The 23,478-nt window shown below is 59.8% G+C and carries 17 protein-coding genes and 3 pseudogenes; 11 read left to right on the forward strand and 9 right to left on the reverse strand.

Annotated features, from left to right (window positions below; genetic code table 11):
- Positions 1–69: 69 nt before the first annotated feature.
- Positions 70–1,200, reverse strand: coding sequence for a methyl-accepting chemotaxis protein (locus AZSP09_RS20660; RefSeq protein WP_152090594.1), 1,131 nt, complete (start codon positions 1,198–1,200; stop codon positions 70–72).
- Between the two features lie 99 nt (positions 1,201–1,299).
- Positions 1,300–1,497 (reverse strand): annotated as a pseudogene (locus AZSP09_RS15940) (DMT family protein); the annotation flags it as partial.
- A 162-nt stretch (positions 1,498–1,659) separates the two neighbouring features.
- On the opposite strand from AZSP09_RS15940, the gene AZSP09_RS15945 reads away from it, so the two are divergent.
- From AZSP09_RS15945 to AZSP09_RS15990, 10 genes and pseudogenes are all read left to right on the forward strand, one after another.
- Entirely contained in the window at positions 1,660–2,001 is a 342-nt protein-coding gene (locus tag AZSP09_RS15945) for a hypothetical protein (protein ID WP_197739021.1), read from the forward strand.
- On the forward strand, positions 1,998–3,476 hold the full coding sequence (locus AZSP09_RS15950) for a site-specific integrase (RefSeq protein ID WP_152090596.1): 1,479 nt from the start codon (positions 1,998–2,000) through the stop codon (positions 3,474–3,476). Before AZSP09_RS15945 ends, AZSP09_RS15950 begins: the two co-directional genes overlap by 4 nt.
- Positions 3,469–5,412 (forward strand): hypothetical protein, encoded by a 1,944-nt coding sequence (locus AZSP09_RS15955; protein ID WP_152090597.1) that lies wholly within the window; start codon positions 3,469–3,471, stop codon positions 5,410–5,412. The genes AZSP09_RS15950 and AZSP09_RS15955 overlap by 8 nt, the downstream gene beginning before the upstream one ends.
- The gene (locus AZSP09_RS15960) at positions 5,409–7,442 is read left to right on the forward strand and encodes a hypothetical protein (RefSeq protein WP_152090598.1); all 2,034 of its coding nucleotides are present in this window, start codon (positions 5,409–5,411) and stop codon (positions 7,440–7,442) included. The genes AZSP09_RS15955 and AZSP09_RS15960 overlap by 4 nt, the downstream gene beginning before the upstream one ends.
- Positions 7,435–7,836, forward strand: coding sequence for a hypothetical protein (locus AZSP09_RS15965; RefSeq protein WP_152090599.1), 402 nt, complete (start codon positions 7,435–7,437; stop codon positions 7,834–7,836). The genes AZSP09_RS15960 and AZSP09_RS15965 overlap by 8 nt, the downstream gene beginning before the upstream one ends.
- Positions 7,837–7,952: 116 nt before the next feature.
- Complete coding sequence (locus tag AZSP09_RS15970; protein WP_152090600.1) at positions 7,953–8,780, forward strand: hypothetical protein; 828 nt, start codon at positions 7,953–7,955, stop codon at positions 8,778–8,780.
- A pseudogene (locus AZSP09_RS15975) lies at positions 8,773–8,985 on the forward strand (IS30 family transposase); the annotation flags it as partial. The gene AZSP09_RS15970 and the pseudogene AZSP09_RS15975, both read left to right, overlap by 8 nt.
- 274 nt (positions 8,986–9,259) lie before the next feature.
- On the forward strand, positions 9,260–12,850 hold the full coding sequence (locus AZSP09_RS15980) for an AAA domain-containing protein (RefSeq protein WP_152090601.1): 3,591 nt from the start codon (positions 9,260–9,262) through the stop codon (positions 12,848–12,850).
- Positions 12,847–14,622, forward strand: a complete 1,776-nt coding sequence (locus tag AZSP09_RS15985) for a phospholipase D-like domain-containing protein (RefSeq protein WP_152090602.1) — start codon at positions 12,847–12,849, stop codon at positions 14,620–14,622. Before AZSP09_RS15980 ends, AZSP09_RS15985 begins: the two co-directional genes overlap by 4 nt.
- Positions 14,623–14,637: 15 nt before the next feature.
- Complete coding sequence (locus AZSP09_RS15990; protein ID WP_152090603.1) at positions 14,638–16,146, forward strand: SMODS-associated NUDIX domain-containing protein; 1,509 nt, start codon at positions 14,638–14,640, stop codon at positions 16,144–16,146.
- A gap of 757 nt (positions 16,147–16,903) precedes the next feature.
- Here the strand turns inward: AZSP09_RS15990 and AZSP09_RS15995 are convergent.
- From AZSP09_RS15995 to AZSP09_RS16025, 7 genes and pseudogenes are all read right to left on the reverse strand, one after another.
- A complete protein-coding gene (locus AZSP09_RS15995; protein ID WP_152090604.1) occupies positions 16,904–17,233 on the reverse strand; it encodes a hypothetical protein in 330 nt (109 codons plus the stop codon).
- Between the two features lie 478 nt (positions 17,234–17,711).
- A pseudogene (locus tag AZSP09_RS16000) lies at positions 17,712–17,876 on the reverse strand (DMT family protein); the annotation flags it as partial.
- A complete protein-coding gene (gene folK, locus AZSP09_RS16005; protein ID WP_152090606.1) occupies positions 17,873–18,346 on the reverse strand; it encodes a 2-amino-4-hydroxy-6-hydroxymethyldihydropteridine diphosphokinase in 474 nt (157 codons plus the stop codon). The pseudogene AZSP09_RS16000 and the gene folK, both read right to left, overlap by 4 nt.
- A 15-nt stretch (positions 18,347–18,361) precedes the next feature.
- Complete coding sequence (pcnB, locus tag AZSP09_RS16010) at positions 18,362–19,747, reverse strand: polynucleotide adenylyltransferase PcnB (RefSeq protein ID WP_152090607.1); 1,386 nt, start codon at positions 19,745–19,747, stop codon at positions 18,362–18,364.
- A gap of 70 nt (positions 19,748–19,817) precedes the next feature.
- A complete protein-coding gene (locus tag AZSP09_RS16015) occupies positions 19,818–20,480 on the reverse strand; it encodes an HAD family hydrolase (protein WP_152090608.1) in 663 nt (220 codons plus the stop codon).
- A gap of 19 nt (positions 20,481–20,499) precedes the next feature.
- Positions 20,500–21,171 carry a DnaA regulatory inactivator Hda gene (gene hda, locus AZSP09_RS16020; RefSeq protein ID WP_043798932.1) on the reverse strand — a complete coding sequence of 224 codons (672 nt, stop codon included), beginning with the start codon at positions 21,169–21,171 and terminating at the stop codon, positions 20,500–20,502.
- Between the two features lie 16 nt (positions 21,172–21,187).
- Positions 21,188–22,267: an AI-2E family transporter gene (locus AZSP09_RS16025; RefSeq protein ID WP_152090609.1), complete on the reverse strand. Its 1,080-nt coding sequence runs from the start codon at positions 22,265–22,267 to the stop codon at positions 21,188–21,190.
- A 75-nt stretch (positions 22,268–22,342) separates the two neighbouring features.
- On the opposite strand from AZSP09_RS16025, the gene purM reads away from it, so the two are divergent.
- Positions 22,343–23,392, forward strand: coding sequence for a phosphoribosylformylglycinamidine cyclo-ligase (gene purM, locus AZSP09_RS16030; protein ID WP_014236607.1), 1,050 nt, complete (start codon positions 22,343–22,345; stop codon positions 23,390–23,392).
- Positions 23,393–23,478 lie beyond the last annotated feature (86 nt).

The following is a 23,478-nucleotide window of genomic DNA, read 5'->3' on the forward strand; positions in this document are numbered from 1 at the left end:
CAGCCCGGCGGCTCTATGGTACGGCAGGCAGGTCCGGGAGGCCAGAGGGGCGGCCCGGACCGTCCGGCCTCAGTGTTCCAGGCAGAGCACGTCGGGGGATTGCTCCCCGGCCTGGGCCATGCGCTCCAGGCAGTCCAGGACCTCCTCGGAGGCCGCCTCCATGTGCTCCAGGAGGGCCACGCCGCCGTCGAAATCGCCCAGGCGCAGGCGTTCCAGGGCTTCCTTGCCGCTCTTGTGCACGTTGATGTGGGGCGCTTCCAGGGCCCGGTAGCCGTCCAGCAGGGAGAAGCACTCCCGGCCTTCGCCCTCGTAGTACCACTTGCCCAGGCGGCAGGAGGTATGCACGGCGAAATCCTCCGGGCGTTTCTGGGAGGCGCCCATGAAGACCTTGTACACCTCGAACTTGAACACCAGGTGGTCCATCTTGGCCAGTTCGGTGAAGCTGCGCAGGGCGGCCACGGCCACGGCGGTCTCGATGTGACGGGAGAGGCCGATGATGTTGTCCAGGTTCTCCGTCGCCTGCTTGCCCTCGTTGCTGGAGTGGTCCGCCTCCTTGGCCAGGGAGGAGATGCTGGCGTGGGCCGAGACGGTGTCGTGGCGGATGGCGCTGACCAGGCCGGAAATCTCGTTGGTGGCGGTGGCGGTGCGTTCGGCCAGCTTGCGCACCTCATCGGCCACCACGGCGAAGCCGCGGCCCGCCTCGCCGGCCCGGGCCGCCTCGATGGCGGCATTCAGGGCCAGCAGGTTGGTCTGGTCGGCGATTTCCTTGATCAGGTTGAGGATGCTGCCGATTTTCTCGGTGCTGGCATTGAGGCCTTCGACCTGGCCCATGGTGGTCTGGGACTGCTGGGCCAGCTGGCTCAGGTTGGCGCTGATGCCATGCATCTGGGCCTGGCTGTCGGTGGTGATGCGGCCGGCGGTGACGGCCTCTTCCTTTTCCGTCTTCAGGCTGTGGGCCATGGCGGCCATGGTGCCCTGGGACTTGGCCAGGCTGGAACCGAAGCGGTCCAGGTTGTGCAGCAGCTTTTCCCAGCCCCGGGCCACGGTTTCGGCGGCGTGGCACTTCTGCTCCAGGGTCTGCTGCTCGTTTTCCAGATCGGCCACCTGGGAGCGCAGGCTGGCGTTCTCGTTCTGCAGGGCGGCAAGGGCCGCTTCTAGTTCTCGTTGCCGCTGGTTGTTGCCGAACAATGCCACAGACATCTCCCTAAGTTATTTTGACTATTAGCAAGGGGAGATATTAATAGCCTTTATAAGAGTGTGGTTATGAATTAAGCCGCAAGCTGGCATTTCCTGACCGGATCAGCTGCGGAATATGAAGTAAACGGCCCCCAGCAGGCACAGGCCGGCCCACAGATAGTCGAGCTTGAGGGGTTGGCCCATGTAGAAGACGACGAAGGGCACGAAGACGGTGAGGGTGATGGCTTCCTGCAGGATCTTCAGCTGGGCCAGGGTGAGATCGGTATGGCCGATGCGGTTGGCCGGCACCTGCAGCAGTACACGCAAGTAAACCATTGGTAGGCTTGTTGTTTAAGTTTCAATAAGATGGACAAAACTTCCGTGGGAGAGTGCCATGGGTTGGGTTGTTGGGCTCATGTATATGAGCACAGTAGTGCCATCCAGTAGTCGCCTTTTCGAGGTAGGCGCGGGAGAGGAGTGCGAGTGACTCATACATTCTCTCCCGCCGAAATCGCCCGAGTCAGCAGCGTCCCGTTCAGGACTGTGCTTGAGCATCTTGGCGCCCACGTCAAACAGTTTAAGGATTACACCCCTCTCGATCCCTCCAGGTGCAGCGTGCGGCTCCAGGTAGGCTACCACGGTCGCGATTATAGGCTCGTAGTGACAGGTGAGAAGTTCGTCAATGAGCTGCAGCCCCTTGATACGCAAAACCGAGGTGGTAGTGGCACGATCGACCTAGTTATAAACATCACCGGCCTTGGCTTTGTCCAGTCGGTGAAAAATTGTCTTGATGCGATTAAGGCAAAACCGAAAGCCGGGCGATGAGGGAATTGCGGCGCAAGGTGCTCTTGCCTGTCTTCCAACTGTCGGAATTGACAACGGCGGACGATCCACGTGCGCTCAAACGGGTTATCAAACAGGGCATTGGGCGCTCTGCCTTGACCTATCACTACCGTTTTGTCTGGGATGGTCAGGCGGGACAGGGCTTCAACTACAACCTGTTTCCTGTTGTACTCGACAGGAATGCGGCACCGTGGCCTCTTGGCACCCTCTACATCCTGGCTCAATTGGAGGCAGAAGCGCCCCCCGCCATGGCGACGTACCAGAGTAGGGCGGACGATCTGGGCGCTTACAAGGAATGGCTGGATACTCAGAATCGCCCCGACGACCTGATGTTCCAGTTTCCCAAGATCAAGTTGCGGCGGCCGACCTATCGTTACCGTGGTTACCTTCAGCAGTTGATCCAAGCTCGCGAGCTTGCCCCCGCGACAGCCAAGCGGCGCATGGGGACCGTGGTCGCCTTCTATCGCTGGCTGATAGACAACAATTATTTCCAGCCTGAGTATCCGCCGTGGGAAGAAAAGCGGTACCAACTTTTCTTTAAGAACACCGAAGGATTCTCGGTATCGAAGTCGGTCGTCTCCACGGACGTGAGCATCCGCGCCCCCAAATCGGAAGATCCCTTTGCCGGGACCATCCAGGATGGCGGCAAGCTGCGACCGCTGATCGGCAAGGAACAGAACTGGATTCTCGAAGCCACCGAGATCAAAGGCAACACCGAGTGCTACCTGATCCAGCTCTTCATGCTGGCTACCGGGGCGCGTATCCAGACGGCCGGCACGCTCCGCCTGCGGCACTTCACACAGCCTAATCCGGGCTATGCGAAGTCGCTGACTGGGGAAGGCGAGGTATTCAAGCTGAAGGCTGGGCCAGGAACAGGAATTGACACCAAGAACGATAAGAGCGGCGTGCTGCAGGTCCCGCGTCCCATTTATGAACTGCTTCGCACCTATGCTTTGTCCGAGCGCACTAAAGTGCGCAAGGGGCGGTTTGTGGCTAAGCATGGAGAGCACCCTGATCCCTACCTGTTCCTGACACAACAGGGTAACCCCTACTACACAGCTAAGGCTGAGGCCCTGTGCTTCAACCCAGACCTCGACCGCCGCTACGAGAAGACCGGCCAGCCCGTGCGCCAATTTATCCAGGAGCACGTGATTCCCTACGTGCGCGAACATCACGACAAGAACTTCCATTACCGTATCCACGACCTCCGAGCTAGCTTTGGCATGAACATGACGGAACAGATGATGGAGCTGGTGCAACAAGGGACGATCACCCTAAGCAGGGCGCGAATGACTGTGAAGGACTTACTCTGGCATGAGAGCTTCGCTACCACCGACCTCTACCTCAACTATCGCAGCCAGATGGATGTCATCTACGAGGCAGTGAACGGCTATGGCAGGCAGTTGCAAGAATGGATCGAGCAGGCAATGAAGGGCATGGAGGTGACTCATGAATAAGCCTGCTGAGCCTACCTTCGCCACTCGTTCGACGGTCACCATCGAACTACCTCTGGCCAAGAACACCCGCATCCTGCACCCGGAGCAGGTTATCTTGAGAATCGACTCCTCGTGCTATGACGTCGGCGCCTTCTGCTACGTTCTGCGCTCACACAAGAGGCGAAAGCCTGGCCAGCCACGCGAGGTCGTGTTCATCTCATTCCTCAAGCAACGCCCTCGCCAGATACTGCAACTCATCAAGGCGCTCTCTTGTTTCATCACCGATGGCGGGAAACGGATGGCGACAGTCCAAAGCTATATGATGAGCCTCAAATTGTTCCTCGATTGGGCTGATGCCAACGGTCTGCATGATTGTCTATCTGGCGGCGACGCCACCCGCCATGCCTATCTGGCCTGGGCAGAAGACACCCGGGAGCGCTACTGTCGACAGGAGTTTGGCGAACATGTGCACAACCATCGACTTGATTCCATCCTCAATCTTCTCGAGGCCGTGACTGGTCTCGAAGACCTCCATCGCGGCACCCGCAAGGTCATCCGTTGCCGGAATCCCAATAATGGCACTGATCCCTTAGCGCCACACGACTTCACTCACGCAGTGGCTCTCAATCAGGCCTTGTTCGACGGTCTGTGTGACCTAGTGCTGGAGCAACGGCCCTTCCCTTACAAGTTGATGCTCCCAGCCACCCTCGGCTGGGCAGAAAACCATCTATGGCTCTTCCCCACACAAATGTGGCGCCTACCCCCGCACCAATGGGGCGCCGAACGGGAAAAGCTCAAACAGCCCTATTGGGCCTACGACTATACCGCTGGGCGCCTTGCTACTACAGGCGAGATCGCACATCGGTATGCAATGTGGCGCTTTCCTTCAGATCGGCAAAAGATAGCAAAGGATTTCATTGCAAAAGCGCAGGCCCGGATTAACGCCGCCAATGCCGATGATAGGGGCCGCGTGCGAATCATGCTCGGAGTGCACGCCCACAATGCCTTTCTATACCTTTTCTTCTGCAACACTGGCATCAACGAGTCGGTGGCGAGGGAAATCGAGACGGACGGTGAGATCGACATGGCTACCCTCAACCAGCAATACCGATCACTGAAGTTCCGAGCCGGTGGCAAGCTGATTGCTCTGACTGTGCCCGCGACCTTCATGCCGTCCCTACGTCGGTTCATGGACCTGCGTCGTTACCTGCTTGGTGTTAAGTCCTTCCCGTACCTATTCTTTACCTTGGGCCCCAATCACGTGATGTTTCCCAAGCGGATCAGATCAGGGGCACTCCAGGCGCTGTATCAGAACTTGCTGTGTGCCATCGATCCTCAGCTGCCCCGTATAGGATCGAGAAAGCTCCGCGCCAGCGTGGCTGACTGGTACCAACGCCATCACGACGCATCGGTCACGGCTAAGGTGCTGCAGAACTCTGAGCAGACTACTCGGAAACGCTACGACGCCGGCTCTGTAACTGATCACCGCGAGGAACTGTCGCTGTTCCTGCATTCGGTTTCAGCGTCAGCCAAACGGCAGCGTGTCATCTCGAAAGCGGTGGTGGCAGATGCCCGGCCGTTGGAGGAAGGCGGAAGCTGCGACGGCTTTGGCCACCCCGAGGCGCTGGCTGACCGCGTGCCGGTCAAGCCGAATTGCAAGGACAGCCAAGGCTGCCTGTTTTGCACTCACCGGGTGCTCGTCGCCTGCGAGGAGGACGCGCGCAAGGTGGCCTCCGCAGCATTCGTAATGGAGCAAGTGATCCTCGGCCCGAAGCACGAGGACGCCTTGCGTCCGCTGATTGCCAAGTGCGACAAGGATCTCGAGAAGATTGCCGCTTTTGGCAATTGCCGTACGATGGTTGAGTGGGTGCGCAAAGACGTGTTCGAGAACGGAAACCTTTGGCCTTTCTTCGCGGACAAGTACCAGTTATTCCTCGAGCTGGGCGTCATCGTATGAAAACTGAGGCCTGCATCGAAACATATGGAGCTATCCGCCCCGACCCTTGGGACGAGGATCAGGGCATCTGCTTGCCACTGGACCATGTCATTTGCCGCGACTTGGATGGTACCCAACACACTGTCCGTGAGTTTGTCTGGCCATGGACAGCCTACACAGCTCACCAGAAGAAGCTCTTGCTGCACTTCTTTTACTGGAAGCAAAGAGCGGGAAAGGTGACCACCAGTATGGTGGATATCACGGCTGAGCGCGAAGCCCGCATGCGCGAACTACAGTTCTTGATGACGCGACAAATCTATTACGGTAGCGAGAATGCGCCAAGAACGCTGGATCGCAAACTCACCACCTTGCGCTACGTCGCCCGCTTCGCTGAGGCGCGATCGTGTACGGTGCGTGACGTGCTGACGCAGGCGGCTCTGTTGGATGCCTGCGGCGCAAGCCTGTCCAATCAAGCCGTGGAACCATGGATGGCTTGGCTTTCCTTCCTTCGCCAACTCGATCCAGAAATGCAGTTAGGCTTCACCCTGGCGACACCAAAGCGCGGGAAGGACCTGGAACAGCGCTCCAAGGAGTATCGCGACAGCGTTCGCCAGTTCGCCCCACTGCCGACGCGAATTTACGCTGCATTGATCAACAACCTCTCGGCGGAAATCGACGATATCGAGGCCCACAAGCCCTCGCTGCTGGCGGCGTTGCGGGATGCTGTTATTGCGCACCGGCAGGCCAAGGTGACCGAAACAGCGTACGGGATTCGCATTGGTCGCGCCCTGATTGATAAGCACGGTCTAGCTGCCTACCTCAAGAAGCATGGTTACAACAGCGATACACATCACTTGCGGAGCCTTGCGGGGACTGTTGGCGAGATTTTCCGTATATGTAAGCTGCAAATCCACATCTTCAGCGGCATGCGAGACGCCGAGGCTCGCCACTTGCCATACCACTGCATGGCTTTTGAAGAGGGCCTCCACGGGCGCAAGCACTCTCTGATCGTTGGCGTCACGACCAAGTTCAACAAGGGACGGCGCCTGAGGACGAAGTGGGTCACTACCGAGCGCGACGGCTTCCGAGTGATCCGGCTGGCACAGGACTTCGCAGCCGTTATCTACGATGCCCTAGGTGTTGCGCAGAGCGAAGCTGAGGATCTCAAGGATGACTATCCGCTATTCCCTTCAAGCGACTACCTGCCATGGATGCTGAAACGTGTCTCGCTGGAGGGACGCATCGCAGCTTTTGGAACACAACTTTCGCACGATAGTAACGATTCGCTGCTTTCCCGTCTGTGCCCATTCATAGAGGAGGAAGATATCGTGGAATTGGAGGAGATCGACCCCTTCCGCTCCTGGCGCGAGGAGCCCGAATTCGCGGTCGGCCAGCGTTGGCCCCTGACCACCCACCAGTTGCGTCGGAGCTTGGCGGTCTATGCCAACGCTAGTGGCTTGGTCCGACTCTCATCCCTGCGTCGGCAGCTGCAGCACATTACGCGGGAGATGGCTCTGTATTATGGGCGTGGCAGCACCTTCTGCAAAAACTTCATCGCAGACGATCCCGCCGGATACAGGAAGCACGTCGCGGTTGACTGGCAGGACGGCGTTGAGGAAGCCGAGATGTTGGCTTTCGTGCGCGATGTGCTGAACAGCACCGAGCCCATGTTCGGCGGTGCTGGCGCCTTCTACGAGCGCCAGCGCAAGCGTGGCGAGGTCATGTCGCGCGAGGAGGTTGCTAAGCAGATGAAGGCGGGGTTGCTCGCTTATCGGGAAGGGCCGCTGGGGGGATGCACGCGACCGGGCGTGTGTGAAACTCGTAAGGGCCTGAACCTGATCGACACTGTCTGCGCTACTGATGGTTGCAAGCACCTGATAGGCAAACACTCGAAGATCGTGGAGACGATCCGGCTCAAGCGTGTGGCGATGACTCACATCACACCCAACTCGATCACCGAGTCGATGGAGCGGGAAGAACTGGAGGCACTAGAGCGTGTGGAGCGCGAATGGCGGTCCCGAGAAGCCACGATGGGAGATGTGCATGACTGACATTCTGAAGGACTACTTCGAGGCGTTGGAACGCTTGAAAATGGGCAATCCGGTTAATGTCCCGAAGGGGACCAAGATCACCAACGACTCGGTCTCCCTGGAAGCAGGACGGAAGAAGGGCTCGATCAAGAAGTCACGGCCGATCTTTAGCGACCTGATTCAGGTCATCGACGCTGCGTCGAAAGTAGAGGCCAAGCCCCGCGATGAAATACGGGAGCGATTGGGCGAGGCCAAGGCGGAAGCCACCCGCTACCGGGCGCTCTGGGAAGAGGCGCTGGCCAGAGAGGTGTCGCTAGTCAAGCAGTTGTGGGATGAGCGGGAAGCATGGGCCAAGGAACAGGCGGCGCTGACCGGCGGCAAGGTCGCTTCCATCAGAAAGACTGGGCAGGTGTGAGTCAATGAATGTACCTGAATCCACGATCACCACTCAAAGCCGGAAATATAACCATTCGATTATGGGGGCCATCGCCGGCAAGCCGCGTCCCTTATCTCCAACACTCGGTCTGAAAAATGTCACAACGCACTGAGCAAGAGGTCGACAAACTTCATATTCAGTTAATGCTTCTCGAACGATGGAGAATCATCAGCCGAGAGCTTGAGTTTATAAGCCACCACCATGATGTCGTTGAGACTGCACTGGTCGCTCAGATTGAAAAGACGAATGAGAATATGTGGAAGGAAGTGGATGTTGCCGATCATCCAGATATTGCTCAGGGCGTCATAGAAAGTTTCGTGGACGAGTTTTTTGATCGTGAGCACACTTATCCCAATATGCACAGAAGTGCCATGTTGCTTACTTTGTACAGCTTCTTCGAAGCTACGTTGGCTTTTTACTGCGAGCTACTTCGAAAATGTCTGAACATTAGGGCGCCAATGGCAAAAAGTGGAAGTGCCATAGCTTACAGAGCCTGGCTCGAAAAATCTGCAGACGTTGATTTTTCCTCCGCCAATCAGTACTGGACTGAGATTGACCATTTTCGAGAGCTTAGAAATTCCGTTGTTCACGCGTATGGGGATATCGGAGCCAAGGTAAGTTTGGAAACATACATAAAACAGAGTCCGCATATTTCATTTAGCGAAATTGGTCTCGGCTACTGCCATACGATGGGAAAAAGTTTTGAACTTGCACCGTCTTTCGTTGGGCACGCAACTGAGGTAATTGCTGTGTTCTTCGAAAAGCTAACGGATGGAATGCGCCATCTATTCCCTCTGAGTGAAAATGATATTGTCGTGGCGCTTACTCATCATTACGAGCTCGAAGACCAAAAGATGTGTGCTGAGATCAAGGCTCTTGGCTCAAATCCGAGTATTGCCGATGTTATGAGGCATATTCTGTGATCCCCAGAGCCCTTGGCAACGTGGATCGAATGAAAATACCAACGGTCTGGTCAGGCAGTATTTGCCCAAAGGGATCGATCTGTCTCCCTACTCACAGACCAAGCTCAACGCGATTGCATGACGATTGAACGAGCGCCCCAGGAAAACCCTAAACTACGAAACACCCGCACAGCGGTTTTACCAAGCTGTTGCATCCACCGGTTGAATCCGCAGCCAAGAGCCGCTACTTGCGTTAGCAAGGCGGGTGACCACTTCAGGCCAGTTACGGTCAGCCGCGCGGGCCACTCAATGTCAGCAGGGCTCAGCAATCACCCCATTCGGCCGTGCATTGATCCGCCTATCTGCTGCGGCTAGGCAAATCAGGCTTGAGCATATCGCTATAATGGCATTAGCATTGCTGGCCAGACGTCCCCCCTTCGCAAAGGGCTTCAACGATTAATGCAATTTGTCATAGTCTCGCAAAGACGGCACGGAACTCTATGAATTCAACCGCCAGACGACGCCGAAAAGATGGCTTCTTAGCTACTTACATCGTCGATGAAGACTATCTGCAGAAGCCTGATGTGGCGACTGGCCGCCCCGGTATCGTTGGAGGAAAAGACCCCGACGGCAATTCGGTACTTATCCGTGAGTGGCGCAGGAGCCCCAAGGCGTCCGACAGCGAACTCGAGCAGATTTGGCGCCACGAACTGAGGCAACTACACCGCCTAGCCGGCTATCCGGGTTCCGCATCCTGCATCTCACGTCTTCACGACGCGGGGTTCGACACCAGGGGCTTCTACCTGATCATCGCGCCTGGTCAGAGACAGCCGCTCGAGTTCTTGCTTCGGAACGGCCCCAGTAGCCATTGGCTGCGGCAGCCTCGTAGCACCGCAAGCCGGTTGCGTGTGTGGGCCAACCTGAAGCTGCTTGCGCACGGACTGGAGACGCTGCATGCGCAGGGGATGCTTCATCGCAGCATTGATGCGTGGTCTGTGCTCACGGCCGGAGGATCCGAACCGGATTTCCAGCTCACTGGATTCGAGTGGACGATGCGGATCGCCAGCGTAGAAGGCGTATCGAACCGAGGCGCCGCCGCGGGCGCAGCCCGGACGTTCGATTCATTCTCACAGGATTGGAAGGACTTCGGCCTTCTCGCCGCTGACCTGTTGGGGGCCAAGCGCCAGCGCGTTCTCGACCCAGCGATCGCGCCCTTCGAGATCGCAGAATATTTGACACTCGAAGAGGCGCGCCTCCTTCGACTCATCGTGCAGATGAATCCCAGACAGCCGCTCGATGGAGATGCGGTCGTCACGAGGATCGATGGCGTCCTTGGCGCACTGAGGGCAGAGGCGGCCAATCGTAGGGCCAAGCTCCATCTCGCGATCCGGATTGGCCCTACCAGCCGGCTGGGCGAGCGAATCCGCAACGCGTCGGGACTCGACATCGAGATGGACGATCTCCAGGCACAGCTTCAGTTCGTCAAGGACGATCTGGCCAGTGAGCCTTTGCTGCTCTGCGTGCGGCAGCCAGATGCATCGAACGAGTTTCGTCTGGTGCTGCGCGGCAAGCACCTCCTGTACCGCTTGCAGGAGTTCCGCGCGCCCAAGACCATGGCTCTAAGCTGGGATTTCGCCTACTGCGAAGCCGTGGATGCAAACGCGCCAGCTCCGGTGAACCTGCTCGACCAACGAAGGCTGCAGCCTGAGTCGCTCGAGATTTTGGGGCTGCGCGATGCATCCGACCTGTTCCCGCGTGTTCGTGGCAAGCTCATGTCCTGGGATGAAATGCGGAGCGACTTCGGGCAGATCAACGCACCGCTTTCTTCCGAACAGACAGCTCACAGGGCTCTGACGCTGCTCCAACTGCTGGAAGCAGTCTATGCAGCGGCCGACGCGTACGCTGTAGAACTGCAGCCTTTGCCCGAGCACCTGCGCGAAACTGCGGAACATGGCAACGACCGACTTTGCGTCCAACTGCGATTAGATCCTGAGCGAATGGCCCTCTCGGACTCTCTGGACCTGAAATCACCGACTGACCGATTCATAAAGCGACTGGAAGCCGACGGACTCGGGTCCGAGGGCTGGATTCTCGCGGATGCCCGCTCGCTTGGCGAAAGAGAGTCGACAGATACCGAATGGACTTTTCGGCAGGTCATCCAACGGCCGGGTCAGCCAGACGTATTCCTATTCGATGGGCCCGATGCGATACCGTTTCTGTATGAACCTATCATGGTTCCTGCATCGGTGGGGCGAGACGTTCAGTTCCGTCGACGTCTCAAGGCGCTTAAAGCGCTGAAAACCCATCATGAGCTACTGCAGATGATCGTGGATCCAAGACACCATGTACTGGACAGCCATGACACGGTTATCGAGGATGCCGCTTTCATGAAGCTCGACGAGCCGAAGCAACTGGCGCTGAAGCAGCTCACTTCCACCCTGCCGTTATTCCTCGTGCAGGGCCCTCCCGGAGTTGGAAAGACGCGGCTTGTACGCGATCTAGTAGCCCGGCGGTTCGCTGACGAGCCGACCTCTCGTTTGCTGCTGACCGCCCAAAGCAACGCGGCAATCGACCATCTGATGGACGAGCTGGCTGGCGTTCTGAAGGCGAACGACTCCAGCGGTCCACTCGTCGTGCGCTCCAGCAAGCGCGATGCGATTGAGGCCCCTAGCCAGTTCGACATCGGGGAACAGACACGCCGGTTGGTCAGGCGGCTCGCAGCCAGTCCTCTAGCCAAGGAGGTCCCGACGAGGCTGCAACGCTCCCTTTCGGATCTGGCGAAGGCAGCGGATCCCTCTCAGTCTGCCGGACGAAGGACCGCAGCAGTCGCCGGCAGAAGCGCAGAACAGGCGCTCCGAACCTTCGAAGGAGTGGTCGCACGTGCTGCTAACGTCGTATTTGCGACAACCAACTCGGGAGAGCTAGAGCGTTTGATCGACGAGCGGGGCCAGTTCGACTGGGCAATCGTCGAGGAAGCCGCTAAGGCAACGGGAAGCGAACTCGTGTCCCCTTTGCTTCTCTCGCACCGCAGACTCATGATCGGCGACCACAAGCAGCTTCCGGCGTTTGCATCCGACCAGCTCAAGCAGTTGCTCGCGCAACCTGACCGGATTCACGAAGCGATGAAGCTTGGCGAAGAGTTCATTGGCCGGTCCCTCAGGGATGCAGCGACGGAGGAATTGCTGGAGGACGTTGCGGAGGACAAGTCGCAACTACCGGTCCTTTGCTCCGAGGCACTGCGACTTCTCACGTTCTTCGAATCGGCTATCGAAGCCGAGTTCAAGCGGCAGGCGAAAGGTAGGGGCGGGCGCCCGATCGCGCAGAAGCTGACCGCGCAGCATCGTATGCACCCCGCGATTGCGGAGCTTGTCTCCAACTGCTTTTACGGGAATCTCAAGACCGATCCGACATGTGAGAAGCGCTTCGCAGTCGAGCCCAGACCGTTCACCTCCGCAGATGAAAATCGGCTTCCCCTAGCTCCCATCGTGGTGATCGACATGCCATACGTCCAGTCGACACCGAACCAGAAGCAAGGCGATCAGTACCCAGCTTGGCACAACCCAGCCGAAGTGCGGGCGGCTATTGAGGCTTTGGGTCTGCTGAGGAGCGCCCCCCAGGACGCTACGGAAGCACCGACGCTGGCAATTTTGTCTCCGTACGGGCGACAACGCCGAGCACTGAACGAAGCCATCAGCGACGAACTGAACAGGAAGCTCAGCCACCTAAAGATGTTCCGCTCACCCTCTTTCAACGGCCAGTGGTGCCACACCGTGGACTCGTTCCAGGGCAGCGAAGCAGATGTAGTCGTGGTCTCGCTCGTACGTAACAACCACCACTCCTCCGTACAAAGCGCACTCGGCTTCCTGAGCGACGCTAGGCGGATGAACGTTCTTCTGAGCCGTGCAAAATGGCAGCTCGTCCTGATCGCGAGCACGGAGTTCCTCAAGGAAGTGATGCACGCGGTTCGTGGCACGCCAGACGAAAGTCGGATGGAGTTCCTGAGGAATCTGCTCGATGGACTCGATAGCGGACAAGCCAAGGGCGATGTCAAGCGTGTTCCATTCCAGACGTTGCTCGAGAGCTGCAAATGAGCGTCGTACGTGTTGCGATCCCGTTGCTAAAAGGAAAGCGCAAGTTCTTCCTTGAGAAAGGAAGACCATGGAGCCTGGCCGAACACGTTCTCCTTGCGGCGTTGACGAACAAACCTCGGACCGTTGGAGAACTCGCCGTCGCTGGCGATGTTCCACAGCGCCTTGTGCTGGAGGCTCTCATTCGGTTGATGCGGGCAGGTTGGGTCACGTTGCATCAGGAGAGCAACGGAGTTGTCTTCAGTGCAACAGTGGCCGGGCGAAGCGTCGTGGGCGATGAGGAGCTTCCAAAGCTGGCCAAGAGTACAAGCCGCTGGATGCACTTCGTGATCGACAAGGTCACTGGAACGCTCTACCGAAGTCGCGAGATGCCCTTTTTCGAGAAGCACGTAGTCGAGAGGCGCGCCGCTAGGGAACGACTGGTCTGGTTGAATCCGCGCGACATCGACGCATTCGATGACACGGCCGGTGTTCTCGCAACCCTTTTTGAAGACGATGAGAAGTTCCTCGGAATCGAGCCCACCGCGGAGAAGTTGGTCAATCGGTTCGCAATCGCTACGGTCCGGGGGGACAACGTCGAGGGACTGCCACCGCGAGCACCGGCTGAACTTGTCGAGTTGGTGAAGCGAGCAGCGCGCACTGCAGCCCCCTCCCCGATGGCCATGAGGTCACCGCACCACGAGCCTGGGCGCCAGATTCCGTTCGCGGACAGACCTGCACCGCAGCCCATCGATGCAGTATTTAGGCCGGAGGACCTGATCCTTGGCGGAAAAATGCACGAAGCTGTACTCCACGAGGCGATACAGAAGGCCAAGTACAGGATCATCATCCATTCAACATTCATCTCCGAGCACGGGTTCGAGCAGGTGCAGGCGTCGCTCATCGCGGCCGCAAAGCGGGGAGCAATCGTCGATGTACTGTGGGGAGAAAACGAGAACAAGACGGACGCAGTGACCACGGCGAAGACCATCGCCAAAGTTCGCACAGCCATCGACACCGAAGGCCTGGGCCTGAGTGTCCGCGTGCATCCTTTTTCAACGCGGTCACACGCCAAGATTCTCGTATGCGACGATGGTAAGTCGGGGCGCCTCTCCGCGACCGTCGGCTCATGCAACTGGCTTTCGTCTGGCTTCCAAAACTACGAGGCATCCATTCGATTCAGCGATCCCGGCGTCGTTGGGGCCGTTCTAGAGCAAATCGCTGACCTGACACGTGGCAGTGATCGCCACTGGACGGAACTGACGAGCGAGATGGCCAGACTCGCTTCAGACGCTCGCCTTCAGAAGCCACCAGTAGGTGAAAAAGCGAAGGTAACGCTGGTGCTTGGCCCGCAGCACGCTCAGTTCGCACGCACTGCACGAGACGCCGCCCGTCGCCGAATGTTCGTGACAAGCCATCAGATTGGCTCAGCCGCCCGTCCCTCTGTTATTTTACCCGCCATCACCGCCGTACGCGAGAACGGCATCGAGGCGCGGGTGTTCTACGGTGTGGCGAGTGAGCGGCCGGCTGGAGTATCGACTTCCTCCAATGGTAGTCCGGCACCTTCAGTGCAGCCGATTCTCTCACCCAAGCTGCACGCCAAAATCCTGGCCTGGGATGATGACGACGTCCTGATAAGCAGCCAAAATTGGCTTTCTGCCGACCCGGGTGAGTCGAACGTTCGGCGAGAGATCGGACTGATGGTGAACTCGAAAGGAATCGCTAAAGCAGTCATCGATAACTTCGATGCTGCCAGGGGCGATGGTGGCCTATCTGCAAAGTCGGATGAAGCATAAGGACTGAACTCAGCAATGTACAAATATGGAGTTTTTCAAGGTGGTGGCGTCAAAGGCATCGCACTCGTCGGCGCCCTGCAAGTCGCTGAGAGCCGCGGCATTTCGTTCGAGGGGGTGGGCGGGACGTCTGCTGGAGCAATCGTTGCGGCGCTTTACGCGGCCGGCTACACCTCTGCGGAGATGCGTTTGATCTTAGAAGGGGTCCAGTTCGATTCGTTGCTCGATCGCGCGAGTTTGGCACGCCTCGCCTTTGCAAAACGGCTAGGCCTCTACCGGGGAAAGCTGTTCCAAGATTGGATTTACAACCATCTTGCAAAAAAAGGGGTCCGTCTTCTCAAGGATTGCCCCAAGCATCTTCGTATTGTTGCGACCAATCTCACCGAACGGACTATTGTTGTTTTGGATGCCGAGAGCCAACCAAATTTGGAGGTAGCCGAGGCGGTCCGGATGTCGATGAGCATCCCGTTCGTTTTTGAGCCGGTGCAATTAGGCCGGAACCTGATGGTTGACGGTGGCGTTCTTAGCAACTTTCCACTGTCCTTGTTCGATGGGAATGAAACACTTGGCTTCAGACTTCATTCCAGGTCAGCATCGCTTCCGTTTGCTCCTGAGGGCTACCGAGAATACCTGCTGGCCATCATGGGCGCCATGCTGGATGGGCGCGACAATTACGACGTACAGACAAAGAAGTTGGCAGGGTTGATCGAGATTGACCCTGGACGTTTCTCCAGTACGCAGTTCAAGTTGAACGACAGCGAGAAAGCAGACCTCTACGAACGCGGTGTTTCGGCTGCCAGCAGGTTCTTCGTCGACCCCGTAAATACGGACCTCTCGCAGCAACTCAACGTGTGCGGCGAAGGATCCGCCATCGGCCTAAAGATCCCCGAAGAAATCGGTGACGAAACTGAGATACGATTCTCCATCTCCTCACTTGTTCGCATTGAGGTCGATGGTCAGTTTCTGCTGACCAAGGGCAATCGCATTGACCAGTTTCAACCCGTTGGCGGTGTTCTCAAGGCATTCAGCACTGCGAACGCGAAGCTAGCCAACCTGGGGGTGAAGGCCGACAGCAAGATTCCGATCGATCAGGACAGCAGGGACGATCTTCGGGTTTTCGTTCCACGGCGGTCTATCGAGGCATTCGTTCAGTGGTACCTTGAGGGCCGCGGCCGGGAAACCTCCCCTTGGCGAGAGTTCAACGAAGAGCTCATTGAAACGGGAGTGCTGAGTTCCTCGAACTTTCGAGCCCCCGCTTTCGACTACATTGGACGCCGAGTCGAGGGCATTCGCTGGACAGACTACTTTCAGTGCTTTGAAGTGCTGATTGCCGAAGTGTTCGCCTTGGTGCCAACCCCCAAACAGATCGTGGAGTTGAAAGCGCTGCGTGGCCACAATAATAAGCCCGATGTCATGTGGGCAAGTCCAGCGCTGATTCGCGCCCTCGGATACGACGCAGCCAGACAGCGACAGTTGACCAGAATCTCCGACCATTCGTCCTGGATACTGGATGCAGGCATCGGTTGAGACGTCGGTGGTCCGGCAGCGCTTACCCGGATCTGCGTCGCCCGGGGGCGAACCATCGGCAATCGTGGTCGCCCCAGGAGGTGATCAGCAACCGCTGCATAGCCGTCATTTATGCCCTGAGCGGTGATTGGCTGCAATGGGCACGAAGCCAACGTAGTCAGATAGTTGCCCTACTCGAAACACAAATGGCCGGTCTGGAATCAGAACCGGCCATTTTTCATTGGAACAGTCACCGGCTGCTTACCCCGAGAAACGGAATCTCAACTCGTGGCAGTTTTTGTCCCGAAAAGTATTTCGGTACTGGTAAGTAATGCTTAAGCATTCCGCTGTATTGAGTCGTTTTCGGGCATCAACAACAGCACTGCCTGCTTTCAGCAGCGAAGGCATAACCGTTCCAACGCGGATCCGTTATGCCTCCAGGGATAGTTTTTCATGCTGCATATTCTGTTGAAATCAGCCACCAATAATGCTTGCAAACCGGCCGGCGATAATGCTTAAACATGGCCACTGTCAATATTGAAGAGGGGCTATATCTCGTCCGACCCTTCGTAGGAATATTTGGCCGGTTTTTTTCTTTGATGGATTCGTCTTAAACGGGTTTGCCAAGAGAACAAAGCCTGGACTCGGATCGGCGAAGCCGAACGAGCCAGGAGGCAAGCGGAGCGCGTCAGGTGCGGAGAAGCGGAGGTTGAGTTATCGACCCAAAAGCAAACCCCGCCGAAGCGGGATTTACCAAACATGCCATTACACTCGAAGCTTAAACCTTGGTGTTGACGATCTTCCCAATTACCTGCCCGCTGGTATTGACGGTGGGTGTGGTCGATGGCTTTGCGGCTGCCGCTTTCTGAAGTAGTCGTTGCGCCTGCCGATCACCTTTTGCCGCTTCCTGAGCAGTTTGGGCGGCCGTCTCGGTGGCTTCCTGCAGGGCTGCCGCCGCGTTGCTGGCGGACGTAATGGCGGCACTATTGGATTGGGCTTTTTCTGAGCCTTGACTCAGTTTTGCGGTCGGTGACTGTGACTTGCCTTGGGCCTGAATAGGCAAGGTGCTAGTTATCGAACCTGATGCAGGCACGGAATGGACTGACATGGGGACCTCCCATAGATTGCGGATGAGCGCGCACACGCCACCTCAACTTTGACTATCGGCACGCCGGCATGAAACTTTAGGCAGGGGGAGAAAAGGATCAGCCACCGAATCAGGGCGCCTGCCCATGCGAGGCGAGTCGATGCGGAAAGTGGGGGCGCGCGAATCGGGGACGTCCTGATGTTCTGGCCTACATTGACCCATTACGGGTGGCCAGTTTCAACCAGAACAGCCGGCCAGTTTCCATCATAACGGGTGGCAATATTAGGTCAGAATACGCACATGCAACTGGGCGGCAACTTTCCTATGCGGATCAATGACCAGTTTGACGAGAATACTCACTTGGTCAGAGAAATGGACAAAAGGGTCTGAATTTGTCCATCAATCAATAAAATTTAATGGACAGGCGAATAATTTCTATGTTGTTGATTTTAAATATACCTTGTGCTGTCCATTAAGGACGGACTTGGGGGTGGAAGGGGTATTCGAAGAGGGCGATACCCCAGGAGATCAGGGCGGCGATCCACCAGGGCTTGTCCGCCAGGTTCTTCAGGTGGGCATACCAGGCGAAGGTCATGAAGACGTTGGAAGCGGAGAGCAGCAACACCGTCTTCCACAGCACCGGCAGTTCGGTCCACAGGCTCATAGTTTCTCGATCCGTTGGTTGGCCACCGCCGGCAGCCAGGCGGCGACGCTGCCGCGGCCGGGCAGGGCCAGGTCCGGAGCGATCTCCGCCAGGGGCACCAGGACGAAGGCGCGCAGATGCAGGCGCGGGTGGGGCAGGGTCAGTTCGGGGCCGTCCAGCACCTGGTCGTCGTAGAGCAGCAGGTCCAGGTCCAGGGTGCGGGGGGCGTTGCGGTAGCTGCGGGTACGGCCGAAATGGGCTTCCACGGCGAACAGCCGGGACAGCAGCCCGGCCGGCGGCAGGGGGGTGTCCACCGCCGCCACGGCGTTGATGTAGTCGGGGCCGTCGGCGCCGATGGGGGCCGTGCGGTAGAGAGAGGAGGCGGCGACTAGGGCGATGTCGCCGCTGCCGGTGAGGTCCGCCAGGGCGGCGCGGACCTGGGCTGCCGGATCTTCCAGATTGGCGCCCAGGGCGATGAAGGCGCGATGCATGGAACTCGCCACGGCCTAGTCGCCGCTGCCGCCTTCGCCCACGCCGGCACCACCGCCGGCCGGCTTCTTGCGCCGACGCCGGCGCTTCTTGTCGCCCTTGGCCTCGGGCAGCAGCATGGCCTGGCGCTCTTCGTCTTCGGCGTTGAGGAAGCGGCGCCACCATTCGCCCAGCTCCTTGTCCACCTCGCCCGACTCGGCGCGCAGTAGCAGGAAATCGTAGCCGGCCTTGAAGCGGGGTTGCTCCAGCACGGCGTAGGGCTTCTTGCCGGAGCGGGCCTCGAAGCGGGGCTGCAGGGCCCAGATGTCCTTGATGTCGCCGGCGATGCGGCGGGTGATGGCCAGCTTTTCCGCCTGCACGTCCAGCACCTCGTCCATGGCGGCGAAGAGGGCGGGGATGGGGCGCTCGCCGTTGGCCTTGTTCTTTTCCCACTGGCCCAGCACTTCGTGCCACAGCAGGGTGGCGAAGAGGAAGCCGGGGGAGGTGGGTTTGCCGGCCTGGACCCGCTCGTCGGTGTTGGCCAGGGCCAGCATGACGAAGCGTTCGCCCAAGGGCTGCTCCAGGATGACGTCGAGCAGGGGCAGCAGGCCGTGGTGCAGGCCCTCTTCCCGCAGCTGCTTGACGCAGCGCACGGCGTAGCCGGAGGTTAGCAGCTTGAGCATTTCGTCGAAGAGGCGGGCCGGCGGCACGTTTTCGATCAGCTCGGACATCTCCCGGATGGGACGCCGGGCGGCCGGGTCGATGGCCAGGTTCAGCTTGGCCCCCAGGCGCACCGCCCGCAGCATGCGCACCGGGTCTTCCCGGTAGCGCACCTTGGGATCGCCGATCATGCGCAGGGTCTTCTGTTTGAGGTCGGCGACGCCGTGGTGGTAGTCGTGGATGGTCTCGTCGGCCGGGTCGTAGTACAGGGCATTGACGGTGAAGTCGCGGCGGGCCGCATCTTCCGCCATGGTGCCGAAGACGTTGTCGCGCAGCACCCGGCCGTGTTCGTCGGTGGGTGCGTTGCTGGCGTGGATGGCGCGGAAGGTGGTGACCTCCAGGGTCTCCGCCCCCATCATCACGTGCACGATCTGGAAGCGGCGGCCGATGATGCGGGAGCGGCGGAAACAGGCCCGCACCTGTTCCGGCGTGGCGTTGGTGGCCACGTCGAAATCCTTGGGCGGGATGCCGGCCAGCAGGTCGCGCACGGCGCCGCCCACCACGTAGGCCTTGTAGCCGGCCTTCTGCAGCCCTTCGACGGTGCGGCGGGCGCCGGAGCTGAGCTGCTCGCGGCGGATGCCGTGGTTCTTGACGGGGATGATGGCGGCGCTGTCGCCGTGGCCGCCGCTACGGGCGTTCCGGGTTTCGCTCTTGCCGGCGTTGTTCTTGCCGCCAAACACCCGGGAAATTAGTTTGCGGATCATGTAGGTTTTTTTATGCAATCTGGCGGTTCGTCCGCCTGAAAAAACAAGGCATTATATCCGTACGGGGCGGTTAGCGCAGGCTGATTACCGGCCAGCCGCGCCGTTCCGCCTCCGCCTTGAGGATGGGGTCCGGGTCCACCGCCACCGGGCAGCTGACCTTTTCCAGCAGGGGCAGGTCGTTGCGCGAGTCGCTGTAGAACCAGCTGTCGGCAAAGCTGCCCCAGTTGAGGCCCTGGGCTTCGAGCCAGTCCTCCACCCGGGTGATCTTGCCGTCCTGGAAGGACGGGGTGCCGCGCACGCCGCCGGTGAACTGGCCGTCCCGCTGTTCCGGGATGGTGGCGATGAGATGGTGGATGCCGAATTCCCGGGCGATGGGGCCGGTGACGAAGGCGTTGGTGGCGGTCACCAGCAGCACCAGGTCGCCCCGCTGCAGGTGCTCCTGCACCTTGGCCCGGGCCTGGTCGGTCATGATCGGGCGGATGTTGCGGGCCATGAATTCCTGGTGCCAGGCGTCCAGCTGGGCGCGGGAGTGACGGGCCAGGGGCTTCAGCTGGAAATCAAGGAACTCGTAAATGTCCAGGGTGCCGGCCTTGTACTGATCGTAGAACTTCTCGTTCTGGGCGGCGTGTATTTCGCCGTCGAGGGCGCCCTGGCCGATGAGGAACTGGGCCCACTCGAAGTCGCTGTCGCCGGCCAGGAGGGTGTTGTCGAGATCAAAGAGTGCGAGATTCATCGTGCCTGTTTCGGAAGGGTTAGACGGTGGAGTCGCCGGCATGCTGCAGCACTTCGCGCAGCAGAGGCAGGGTGATGGGCCGCTTGTGTTCCAGGGAGTAGCGGTCCAGGGCCGCCAGCAGGGCGGCCAGGGTGCGCATGTCCCGGGAACTGCGGTTCATCAGGTAGGTGAGGGCTTCCCGGGAGAGCTTGAGGCCTCGGTCGGCGGCCTGGGCCGCCAGGGCAGCCAGCTTCTCCTCGTCGGAGAGGGGGCGCAGGCGGAAGATGAGGGCTGAGCCGAGGCGGGTGCGCAGGTCTTCCCTCAGTTGCAGGGCCGCCGGCGGCTGGTCGCTGGCCACCAGCAGCTTGCCCGGCCGGCCGTTTTCCACGGCCAGGCGCAGGCGGTTGAAATGGTTGAAGAGGGCGATCTGGCCGGCCTCGGCCAGGGCCTGCACGTTGTCCACCGCCAGGCCCTCGGCCTCGGCCGGGGCGCCGGCCAGGAGCGGGTCTTGGGCACCGTCCACATAATGCAGCCCGGAGGCCTGCAGCAGGTGGCTCTTGCCGCTGCCCGCCTCGCCCCACAGCAGGAACAGGGGCTGGGGGCCGGAAAACCAGTCGGCCAGGGCCGCCAGGGCCTCCTCGTTGCCGTCGCCGACGAAGTTGGCCAGGGAGGGCGGAGACTCGGGCATCAGGTCCAGCAGCAATTGACGCATGGGGGGCAGCATGGGGTCAGGAGTTGAGGTAGAAGGGGCTGGCCTTGTAATGCCGCTGCAGTTCCCGCAGGCCCACCAGCAGGGCGGCGGAGGCGGGCAGGGCGATGAGGATGCCGAAGAAACCGAACAGCTGGCCGAAGGCCATCAGGGCGAATATCACCGCCACCGGATGCAGGCCGATGCGCTCGCCCACCAGCCAGGGGGTCAGCACCACGCTTTCGAGAATCTGGCCGCCGCCATAGACGATGGCCACCGCCAGCACCAGGCCGAGGCCCTGGAACTGCAGCAGGGCTGCCACCAGGGCCAGGAGCAGGCCGGTGGCGAAACCGACGTAGGGAATGAAAATGAGCAGCCCGGTGAGCAGGCCCACCGGCAGGGCGAATTCCAGCCCCGCCAGCCACAGGCCCAGGCTGTAGTAGAGTGCCAGCAGCAGCATCACCGCCAGCTGGCCGCGCAGGAACTCGGCCAGCACCGCATCCACTTCCCGGGCCAGACGCAGGGCCAGGTTGTGGAAGCGGCGCGGAATGAGGTCCTCGATACGGTGCAGGAGGCTGTCCCAGTCCTTCAGCAGGTAGAACATGACCACCGGCAGGAGCAGCAGGTTGGCGACGAAGGCCACCAGGGCCAGGCCGCTGCTGCCGAGGGTGGTCAGCACGTGGCCGAGGATCTGCTGGGCCGCGTCCTGGTTCTTGCGCACCAGGGCGTTGAAGCTGGCCGGGTCCAGGGGCAGGTCGATGCCCAGGCGCTTCTGCAGCCAGGGGTCCAGCTTGGTCTGCAGCAGGGTCAGGGTAGCCGGCAGGCGCTCGGCGATGAGGCTCACTTCCTTCTGCAGCAGGGGTACCAGGGTCAGGGCCAGCAGGGTGAGGGCGCCGATCAGGCCCAGGATCACCAGCAGGGCGGCCAGGGGGCGGGGTACCCGGTGGCGGGCCAGCCAGCCGCTGGCCGGATTGCCGATGTAGGCCAGGATGGCGGCCAGCAGGAAGGGGGTGAGGATGGGGGAAAGGGCGAGCAGCAGCCAGACGCAGGCCGCGGCAAAGCCGAGCCAGAGCAGGGCCTGCAGTCTTTGGGCGCGGTTGTCGGGCCGATCTTCGGTCATTTGGGCTAAAATGCGGGTTTTCAATAGCTTTCCGGCGCCCATTCTATCACTCCGGATGCCAGGCCCTTCCCGACCATGACCCAAGATACCAGCAAGACCTCCCTTTCCTATCGTGACGCCGGCGTGGATATCGACGCCGGCGATGCCCTCGTCGAGCGCATCAAGCCTTTCGCCAAGAAGACCATGCGGGAAGGCGTGCTGGCCGGCATCGGCGGCTTCGGCGCCCTTTTCGAAGTGCCGAAGAAGTACAAGGAGCCGGTGCTGGTGTCCGGTACCGACGGCGTCGGCACCAAGCTGAAGCTGGCTTTCCAGCTCAACCGCCACGACACCGTGGGCATCGACCTGGTGGCCATGAGTGTCAATGACATCCTGGTGCAGGGTGCCGAGCCCCTCTTCTTCCTCGACTACTTCGCCTGCGGCAAGCTCTCCGTGGATGCGGCGGCCGACGTCATCAAGGGCATCGCCACCGGCTGCGAACAGGCCGGCTGCGCCCTCATCGGCGGCGAGACGGCCGAGATGCCCGGCATGTACCCGGACGGTGAATACGACCTGGCCGGCTTCGCCGTCGGCGCCGCCGAAAAGAGCAAGCTCATCGACGGCAAGTCCATCGTCCCCGGCGACGTGGTGCTGGGCCTGGGCTCCCACGGCGCCCACTCCAACGGCTACTCCCTGGTGCGCAAGATCATCGAGCGTTCCGGCGCCGACTTCAACGCCAAGTTCGACGGCGAGGCCACCCTGGCCGATGCCGTGATGGCCCCCACCCGCATCTACGTCAAGCCCCTGCTGGCCCTGTTGCAGACCCTGCCGGTCAAGGGCATGGCCCACATCACCGGCGGCGGCCTGACCGAGAACGTGCCCCGGGTGCTGCCGGAAAATACCGTGGCCATCCTGGACAAGTCCTCCTGGCAGCGTCCAAAGCTGTTCGACTGGCTGCAAGCCGAAGGCAATGTCAGCGACGACGAAATGCACCGGGTTTTCAACTGCGGCATCGGCATGGTGGTGGTGGTGGCCCAGGAACACGCCCGCCAGGCCATCCAGCTGCTGCAGGCCGCCGGCGAGAAGGTGTGGCAGATCGGCGACATCCGCGCCCGTCAGGGCGACGAGGCCCAGACCCAGGTGAACTGAGCCTCACCGCATACAGGACTTGCCCGGGCTGCGGTGTCCGGGCAAGCTACGGTTTCCCCATAAAAAAAACCGCTTGGAGGTAAGAA

The sequence above is a fragment of the Azospira sp. I09 genome (genome assembly GCF_009177135.1).
Classification (GTDB): domain Bacteria; phylum Pseudomonadota; class Gammaproteobacteria; order Burkholderiales; family Rhodocyclaceae; genus Azospira; species Azospira oryzae.